The organism is bacterium (assembly GCA_027622355.1).
Lineage (GTDB): Bacteria > UBA8248 > UBA8248 > UBA8248 > UBA8248 > JAQBZT01.
Map to the genome: position 1 here is coordinate 1 of JAQBZT010000105.1, position 8,941 is coordinate 8,941.

The following is an 8,941-nucleotide window of genomic DNA, read 5'->3' on the forward strand; positions in this document are numbered from 1 at the left end:
TTTCGATGAGGCGAAAAACGTCCTCGCGGGCGGGGTGACGAGCGAACTGCGCGCCTCCGACCCTTTCCCCCTCTTCATCGAGCGCGCCGAGGGCGCCCGCAAGTGGGACGCCGACGGAAACGAATACATCGACTATTCGATGGGGAGCGCCGCCCTCCTCCTCGGGCACGCCCATCCGGCCATCGTCGCGGCGGTGCAGGAACAGGTGGGGAAGGGAACCCTCTACTCCAACCTCACCCGGCGCGAGGTCCGCTGGGCGGAGCAGCTCCAGGCGCTCTATCCTTCCGCCGAGCGGGTGCGCTTCACCGGCTCCGGCACCGAGTCGGCGATGCTCGCCATCCGCATCGCGCGCGCCGCGACGGGCAAGGACAAGATTCTCCGCTTCGAGGGCCACTTCCACGGCTGGATGGACGACACCGCCGTCGGCATCAAGATTCCCTTCGATGCGCCCCCCTCGCACGGCATCCTCCCTGCGGCGCAGGAGGCGGTGGTGCTGCGCCCGGCCGATGCCGCGAGCGCCGAGGAAGCGCTCGGGAGCGAGCCCGGCATCGCGGCGATCATCCTCGAGCCCTCGGGCGCCTCGTGGGGGACGGTGACGCTCCCGGCGGGATTTCTCGAAGCCCTCCGCGCGATGGCGGACAGATATGGCGCGCTGCTCATCTTCGATGAGGTGATCACCGGCTTCCGGTGGAGCCCCGGCGGGGCGCAGGCGCTCTGCGGCGTGACGCCGGATCTGACCATCCTCGCCAAGATGCTGACCGGGGGTCTGCCGGGCGGCGCGGTCGCGGGAAAAGAGCGCTACATGCGGCTCCTCGATCCGGCGCTGGAGTACAAGGGGAAAAAAGCGGGCGTCTTCCACCGCGGCACCTTCAGCGCAAACCCGCTCTCGGCCGCCGCGGGGGTGGCCGCGATGGAGATCGTCAAAACCGGCGAGCCCCAGCGGCACGCGGATGCGCTCGCCGCGAAGCTCAGGGAAGGGATGCGGCAGGTCCTCACGCGCAACGAGATCGCGGGCGCGGTCTACGGTCCCTCTTCCACCTTCCACGTCTATCTCGGAAAAACGCCACGGCCCGGAAGCATCGAGGGCCTCTCGGTCCACGACCTCAAGGGCATTCCGCCGGAGCGGGTGCACGCTTTTCAGCGGGCGCTCCGCGAGCGGGGGATGGACGTCCTCTCCTACACCGGGGGGGTCACCTCCTGGGCGCACACCGAGGCGGACATCGAAAAAACGCTCGGCATTTTCGATGACGCCATGCGCGCCCTCGCCGAGGCGGGCGCGATCGAAACCCTCTAACAACCTCTCTCCCGCTCTGCGCGGTTGGAATTCAGAGGCATATGGACGTTCGCGAAGAGATCGATGCAGATCATGATGGCGTGAGAGCCGTTGTTGAAGCCGCATTCGGACGACCGTCTGAGGCTAATCTCGTAGATGGGTTAAGACGCGATGGCGACGCAGAAATCTCGTTGGTTGTAACAATTGACGGTAAAGTCATAGGGCACATCATGTTGTCGAAAATGATCGCTCCGATTCGCGCACTTGCCCTCGCGCCGGTTTCTGTCGTGCCAAGCCATCAAGGGAAGGGAATAGGGTCACGATTGATCCGTGAAAGCCTGAAGTTTGCAAAAGCCAGAAGCTGGGAGGCTGTGTTTGTGCTTGGTGATCCCGATTACTATTCGCGCTTCGGTTTTCGAATCGATATCGCGGAAGCCTTCAATTCGTCCTATGCCGGTCCGTACTTCATGGTGCTGGAACTGGTGGAGAAGGCGCTGGAAGGGAAGAGCGGGGACGTTATCTACGCTTCTGCTTTCGCCGTGCTTTAGTTAAGACAGCGGTTTTTTCTGGAAGCCAACACGGAGATCGTCCAAGAATCACGAAACCCGGCAAGGGTGTCTAGGGCCTGCAGTACACGCCCGGGGGCTTTTTATGCCTTCGGCGCGTTCGGGTCCACGAGGTCGGGGGGCGGCCAGGTTCGCTCCATCTGGAAAATATCCTGGGTGCGGCAGTAGTTCACCCCGCCGAGCCTTCCCACGGGCTGGAGCTTCACCGGGTCGATGTACTTCCCGTCGATCATCAGGTCCTTCCGCACGTGCCAGCGCATCACCTCGCCGATGACGCAGTGGGTTTTCCACGCATCCCCGTTCGTGATCACGGTGTGGAGCCTGCACTCCATCGCGACGGGCGCGTCCTTGATCCGGGGGGCGGCGGCAACGTCGGAGGGCACCGTTTCGAGCCCCGCGAATTCGAATTCGCTCGTCCCGGGGGGCAGGTCGGTCGCGGACTTGTTCATGATTTCCTCGTAGCCGTTCACCACGGTGTGGATGACGTAGCTTCCCGTCTCGAGGATGTTCTTCGCCGTGTCCTTCATCCGCTTCTGTGTTTCGCCGACGGCGATGGAGAGCAGCGGGGGGGCGTGGCAGATGCATGTGAAGAAGCTGAAAGGCGCGAGGTTCGGGACGCCCGCCTTGCTGATGCTGCTCACCCAGGCGATGGGCCGGGGGACGACGGAGCCCGCCAGGAGGCGGTAGATCTGCCGGTGCTCGATTTCGGCCGTGACGAATGTCTGGTACTCCATTCCTTCTCCTTTTACGCTTCCGTCATGCTCCATGCATCAATGCAGTGGGTGCCGGTGGGCGTCAGCAGGTTCACGAAGTCTGCCCGCTCGGCGGTGCGGGCCATCTCGGCGATGTACTCCAGCATCGGCGGGCGCTCGGTCACCTCGGCGTTGATCTTGTGGCCGTCGCCGTAACTTCCCGTCGGCAAAAACCAGGCGTATTCCGTGGGCATATACTGTCCTATGTGGAAACCGAAGAGGTTTCTAGTAGTTCAATCCATGCGAATTTTTGCTTTTCGTCGAAAGAATATTGACCCCATGAGTCGGATTCGGGGCGAAGGTCAACTGGTAAAACTAAATCGTCCTGTGTGGCGAAAATTACGAGTGATTTTCCAGTACTATTTTGGACACTTGGATAACAAATCCCGTCTATCTGTTTTCCTTGATAAGAATAATGATGCCGAAAATACTCAGTAACAACTTGGGTAGGGACATATTCGATATGGTTTTTCTTGTCCCTTGCGACTGGTTTTGAAACGTCTCTTAAAAAACCATGCAGGAAATTTAACTCGTTTCGAAAAGGACGATTTTCTGAGTCAAATATACTTGGGATGGAAGGCAATCTAGTCAAGTCTAAGATCAATATATCTTTTTTGAATCCAAATTCAGCAATTGCATAACTTGCAGAACCTTCGGCGATTTCCTTTAATGCCGTCTCGGCGTTTGTGCTCACATAAAACATTGGTATCCCAGGAGGATTCATTCTGTTTGCGACAATGGCCTTTTCCCGTGGGGGTGGACCGAAGTCTAATGGGCCAGACAGAGTTTTGCCATCCTTTTGGTGTCGGGCGCGAAAAAAAGAAATTCCCGCATTGACTACCACAAAAAGCTCATGTTCTTCACATATTCTTGAAATTTCGCCTAAAATTTCATTGGGGTCCAATAAATCGTCTGAGCCAAATTCACCCCGAACTACGGAATGCCGATTATCTTCCATGAACAGATATCTTTTCTCGTATTTTATTAAATCGCAGAAATCACTCCAGCTATATCTTAGGCGCTCGGATTCTCTTAGGCGAAGTGGTTCGTCCTCGCACCATTCTGTGTTAGTAATTCCACCTGATATCATGTATGCGAGTTTTTGATCTTGATCTTTGGGCAATTCGATTCCAATGACCTCGAATAATAATTCGTGAGTGTCGTAGACCTCTGCAATTTGCCAGCCACCTTCTCTCCCATCCCACGGCAAGTGGTTGTGTGGCATATCATATTCGGTGTGGATAGATTCTTCGATAAGGCGTATCACTTCTTCAAGTTTCGTAGCTATTGGGACATCACCAGTTTGTCCGCAAAAGTCACACGTGCAAGATGATGCATTTCCATTGATAAAGTCTACTAATGCATAATCGTCAAAACATTCTGAACATACACAAAGATTATGTGTCATTTTGAATTATGCCTTTGACAATTTCTCCCCCTACCCTACGGCCGCACGAGATGCTCGGCGAGCCAGTCGGTGGCCTGCTCCGCCGCGATCTCGAGCTTGGACTTGTCGCTGTAGAGCGTCATGTGGGAGGTCTGGGGGATGATGAAGAGTTTTTTCTTCGCGGCGGGGATTTGGTTATAGGCGTCGATCTCGAGATCCCAGAGCGTCAGGTCGTCCCCCTCGGCGACGAGCATGAGGGTGGGGATGTCCAGAATCCGCGGGAGGAAGGGGTAGACGCTGTAGTTCATCAGCAGCTCGACGGATTCGATCGTACTCGAATTCTCATAAAGCGGCGCTTCGGTCTTCTTGAGCGCGAGGAAGGTCTCGTAGGTCTCGGGGAAGGGCCAGCTCGAAAGCGTTGTCTCCGGATCGGGCGTCGCGTGGGGGATGAAGCCCCGGTCCGCCTCGTTCTTGTAGCGCTTTCTGCGATCCGCGATGACGGCCGCCATGAGACGCCGGAAGCCCATGGTGCCGTGCACCCGGCGCATGTTCCGATAACCCTCCACCACCGGAATCGTCGAGACGATGCATTTCACCCGGGGGTCGCTCGCCCCGATGATGAGGACGTGGCCGCCGCTGTAGGAGATGCCCCAGATGCCGATCCGCTCCGCGTCCACCTCGGGGAGGGTTTCGGCGAAGCTGATGGCGCTCTTGTAGTCCTCGATCTGGGCCCAGGGGTCGAGATGCTGGCGGGGGGCGCCGCCGCTCACCCCGAGGCAGCGGTAGTCGAAGAGGAGGACCGCCATGCCCGCCCTCGTGAAAAACTCCGCGTAGTGGGGCATCACCAGCTCGCGGACGTAGCACCACCCGCCCGCCATCACGACGAGGGGGTGCGGCCCGGCCGCCCCGTCCGGGGTGTAGAGCCAGCCGCGGCAGGTGTCTCCCGCGCTCTGGAACTCCACGTCCTTGCGCATGTACTCCCTCCCTCTTTCACGGATGAATTCGAGGATGGTGGTGCATTACAAGAGATCACGTAGCGCGTCGGCGGGGCCGCTCAGGGCTGGATGTTGGCGTAGACCTGGAGCGCGCCGCTCCGATTAAAGGTAAAAACGGTATAGGGCTGGGGAGGCGGTCCCTCCATTCCCGGCGAGCCGGCCGGCATCCCCGGCACCCCGAGGCCCGCGACGGCGGGCTTTTCGCGGAGCAGGCGGGTGATCACATCGCCCGGCACGTGGCCCTCGATGATGTAGTTCCCCACAAAGCCCGTGTGGCAGGACCAGAGGCGGCGCGGAACGCCGCGCTGCGCCTTGAGGCGGTTCAGGGCATCGTAATTGACGTTCACGACCTTGATGCGGAAGCCTTTATCGCGCAGGTGACCCACCCACCCGGTGCAGCACCCTCAGGTCGGGCTCTTGTAGACGGTGACAGTCTCGCCGGAGGCCGCGGCCTGCGGCCAGAGCGTCCAGGCGGCCGCCACGGCGATGAGAACGATGCCGAGCAGAAGGGCCTTGTTCCGCAGAAACTTTTGCATGTCCACTTTCCTTCACCGGTTTAGGGTCGAGAGAATCTTTCAGGGCCGCCGCTTTCATAAATATGGGGCAAACGGGCGGGATTCGCCAGCGCGGCGGGGAATCAGGGAGCGGGTGTTTTCCGGCGCGCTTCCGCTTTCGCCTCGAACGTCGCCGGATCGACGATGACGCCGTAGTCGCGCCGGGCGCTCTCCACCGAAACCACCCCGTCGCGAACGTCGTCGGCGACGAGCCCCATGGGCCGCTCCAGGGGGTCGCCGAAGCCCCCGCCGCCGGGGCCCTCGATGCGGAGCCTTCCGGGGGGGAGCTTCGTGTTCGCGTACTGGGGCAGCTCTCGCTCGGGGCCGCCGTCCTCCGACCACAGGACGCGCGAGATGCTGCCCGCCCCGCCGCCGAGGAGGCCGAAGGAGGTCACCGTCCGGGCCGATTCGCTCCGGGTGGAGTAGGTGCCGGGCGCGAGAATCTCGGCTTCGTAGTGCACCCCGGCGCCGCCCCGCCACCTGCCGGGGCCGCCGCCGTCGGTGCGGAACTCGTGGCGGAGGAAGCGGACGGGGTAGACCTGTTCGTATTGCTCGAGGTTGGGCAGCGTCAGGGCGCCGAGGGTGCCGAGAAGGCCGATCTGATCGAAGCCGTCCCTTCCCTGGACCGCCCCCGCCGCCGAGCTCGCCCCCCAGTGGTAGAGGACGAAGAACTCGCCGCGCCCGTCGAAGCCCGCCGTCACCGGATAGGTGGGCTTGCCCCAGGCGGCGGAGACCCGCTCGGGTGTGGTCTGCTCCAGCGCCCGCCAGACGCACTGGATGATCTCGTGCGCCGGGAAGACGGTGCAGAGGGTGACCGGGGCGGGGAAGGTGGGGTTCACCACCGTCCCCTCGGGCGCGATGATCTTAACCGCCCGGTAGGTTCCCTCATTGTGGGGGATGGTCGGATCCACGAGGGAGGAGAGGCCGATGTAGAGCGCCGAGCAGGTGTTCGCGATCGGGCTGTTCTTGTAGCCCTTGATCTGCGGCGCGGTGCCGGTGAAGTCCGCCGTGATATCGGTTCCTTTTTTCGTGAGGGTGAGCTTGACGGGAATCTCCGCCGGGCCGAAGCAGTCGTTGTTCATCACCTCGATCCCGGTGTAGGTGCCGTCCGGGATTTGGGCGATCTCTGCGCGCATGAGCGCCTCGGCGTAATCGAGGATGCCGTCGAAGCCTTTATGGAGCCGCGCCACCCCCAACTCGCGGGCGATCCCGGCGAGGCGGGCGGCCCCGATGCGGGTGCTGCCGATCATGGCCGAGAAATCGTGGGCGATGACCTCGGGCGCGCGCGTGTTGGCGAGGATCAGGCGGATGATGTCCTCGCGCGGGGCGCCCCGCTCGTGGATGCGGATCGGGGTGATGCGGAAGCCCTCGTGGAATATCTCAGTGGCCTCGGAGTTGTAGGTGCCGATGACGCCGCCGCCCACATCCACCTGGTGGGCCCGGTTGCAGACGAAGCCGCAGAGCTTTTCCTCGGCGAAGACGGGAGCGATGACCGTCCAGTCGGGCAGGTGGTTGCCGCCCCCGATGTAGGGGTCGTTGAGGAGAAAGAGATCGCCCGCCTCGAACGTCCCCGCAAAGGCCTGGAGGATGCCGCGGACGGCGAAGCCGCCGCTGCCGGTGTGGATGGGCAGGCCGTCGGCCTGGGAGACGAGCCTTCCCTCCGGGTCGGTGAGGAAGCAGGAGAAATCGTGCGCCTCGCTGAAGATGGTGGAGCGGGCTGTGCGCTGCATGATGATGCCCATCTCGCGCGAGACGACATCGAGGCGCTGTTGAAGGATGGCGACGCTCACCGGGTCGAGGGTTTCTTCACTCCGGGGCTGTGCGGCCGCGCGCTCCGCCGGAATCTCGATGAGAAAGGCGCCGCCCGGACCGAGGGTGAGAACATCGCCCGGCTCGAGGAGCACGGTGGTCGTGGGCTCTTCGACGATGGCCGGGCCGGTGATGGTTCCCCCCGCCGGAAGGTCCTTCCCCCGGTAGATGGAGGCATCCTCCCACGTCCGGGTGGATTCAAAGTAAACGGTACGGCGCGTGTGTGGCGCGGGTGGTGCGCCCTTCTCCGGCGGCTCGAGGAGAAGGGCGGATTCTTTTTCCTCGGCCCGGATGCGGAAGGAGACGATCTCGACCGGCTCGCTTGCCCGGTGATGGCCGTAGGTCGCCTCGTGCAGGGCGTGAAAGCGCCGGACGATCGCCTCCGGCGCGCGATCTTCGGGAGATTTGCCTGCCTCGACGGAAAGGTGCCAGGACTGGCCGGGATAGCGCATGTCCATCGCGGGGGTGAAGGTGAAGCCGGAGGGGTCTCCGCCGGATTCGGCGATCTCGCCGCGCACCTCTTCGCGGAGGGCGTGGAGTTCGCTCTCCATCACCCCGGCGTCCAGCTCCGAGAGGCGAAGGCGCCTGCTCTTTACCCGGTCGTAGCGCACAGCGTTTCCGATCATCCCGACGGCGCAGGCCGCCGCCGCCTCCCGCGGGACGATGACCCGCCGCATCCCGCAGATCCGAGCGACAGCGCATGCCGAGAGGCCGCCCGCCCCGCCCCCCGCGACGAGGGCCATCTTCCGCGGGTCGGCGCCGTGGCGGGCGCAGATGGTCTGGACCGCGCCCGCCATCTGGCGGTTGGCGAGGCGGATGGCTCCGGCGGCGGCTTCCTCGGCCGCCATTCCGAGGGGCCCCGCTACCTGGGCCGCCATCGCCGCTTCGGCGCGCGCGGTGGAGAGGGGAAGCTCGCCTCCGAGCAGTCCGACCGGATCGAGCCTCCCGAGAAGCAGGTGGGCGTCGGTGACGGTGGGCTGCTCGCCGCCCTTGCCGTAGCTCGCAGGACCCGGCACGGCCCCCGCGCTCTCGGGCCCCACGCGCAGGCCGCCGCCGGCGTCCACCCAGGCAATCGTCCCTCCGCCGGTGCCGATGGTCTGGACCTCGACGGCGGGAAGGGCGACGTGGTAGCCGCCCACGGCGGACTGATCGACCATGCCAGGCTGTCCCCCCCGCAGGAGGGTGACATCGCAGCTTGTCCCGCCCATGTCGAAAAAGACGGCATCGGGTGCGCCGCAGGCCGCGGCGTAGATTCTCCCCGCCGCGGCCCCCGCGGCCGGGCCCGAGAGCACGAGGGCGGCGGGCTGGCGCTCGCAATGGGCGCGGGTGGCCATCCCGCCGTTGCTCTGCATGAGGAGAAGGGAGCCCCGATAGCCGCTCTCCTGAAGGTTCGCCTCGAGCGCGCGGAGGTAGTTCGAGGTGCGCGGGGCGATGAAAGCGCTCACCGCGGCGGTGGAGGATCGCTCATACTCGCCCATGATGGGGGCGGCCCGCGAGGAGAGGATGAGGGGAATGCCCGGGAGAAGATCGGCCAGGATGGCGGCGGCGTCCTCTTCGTGCGTGCCGTTCAGGTAGGCGTTGAAGAGGCAAAGGGCGATGGCTTCT

9 protein-coding genes are annotated in these 8,941 nt (G+C 63.2%); 2 read left to right on the forward strand and 7 right to left on the reverse strand.

Features of this window, described 5'->3' with window-relative positions:
- On the forward strand, positions 1 to 1,294 hold a 1,294-nt coding region (locus O2807_07715; GenBank protein ID MDA1000387.1), incomplete at its 5' end, for an aspartate aminotransferase family protein.
- A 41-nt stretch (positions 1,295 to 1,335) separates the two neighbouring features.
- Positions 1,336 to 1,821, forward strand: coding sequence for an N-acetyltransferase (locus tag O2807_07720; protein MDA1000388.1), 486 nt, complete (start codon positions 1,336 to 1,338; stop codon positions 1,819 to 1,821).
- 101 nt (positions 1,822 to 1,922) lie between these two features.
- On the opposite strand, the gene O2807_07725 is transcribed toward O2807_07720, so the two are convergent.
- The 7 genes from O2807_07725 to O2807_07755 form a co-directional block, all read right to left on the reverse strand.
- Positions 1,923 to 2,573 (reverse strand): flavin reductase family protein, encoded by a 651-nt coding sequence (locus O2807_07725; GenBank protein MDA1000389.1) that lies wholly within the window; start codon positions 2,571 to 2,573, stop codon positions 1,923 to 1,925.
- 11 nt (positions 2,574 to 2,584) lie between these two features.
- On the reverse strand, positions 2,585 to 2,785 hold the full coding sequence (locus O2807_07730; protein ID MDA1000390.1) for a hypothetical protein: 201 nt from the start codon (positions 2,783 to 2,785) through the stop codon (positions 2,585 to 2,587).
- 8 nt (positions 2,786 to 2,793) lie between these two features.
- Positions 2,794 to 3,999, reverse strand: a complete 1,206-nt coding sequence (locus tag O2807_07735; GenBank protein ID MDA1000391.1) for a HEPN-associated N-terminal domain-containing protein — start codon at positions 3,997 to 3,999, stop codon at positions 2,794 to 2,796.
- Between the two features lie 35 nt (positions 4,000 to 4,034).
- Complete coding sequence (locus O2807_07740; GenBank protein MDA1000392.1) at positions 4,035 to 4,952, reverse strand: alpha/beta hydrolase; 918 nt, start codon at positions 4,950 to 4,952, stop codon at positions 4,035 to 4,037.
- Between the two features lie 80 nt (positions 4,953 to 5,032).
- On the reverse strand, positions 5,033 to 5,359 hold the full coding sequence (locus O2807_07745; GenBank protein ID MDA1000393.1) for a hypothetical protein: 327 nt from the start codon (positions 5,357 to 5,359) through the stop codon (positions 5,033 to 5,035).
- 18 nt (positions 5,360 to 5,377) lie between these two features.
- Positions 5,378 to 5,509 carry a hypothetical protein gene (locus tag O2807_07750; GenBank protein MDA1000394.1) on the reverse strand — a complete coding sequence of 44 codons (132 nt, stop codon included), beginning with the start codon at positions 5,507 to 5,509 and terminating at the stop codon, positions 5,378 to 5,380.
- A 101-nt stretch (positions 5,510 to 5,610) separates the two neighbouring features.
- Positions 5,611 to 8,941: hydantoinase B/oxoprolinase family protein (locus tag O2807_07755; GenBank protein ID MDA1000395.1), on the reverse strand; the 3,331-nt coding region annotated here is incomplete at its 5' end.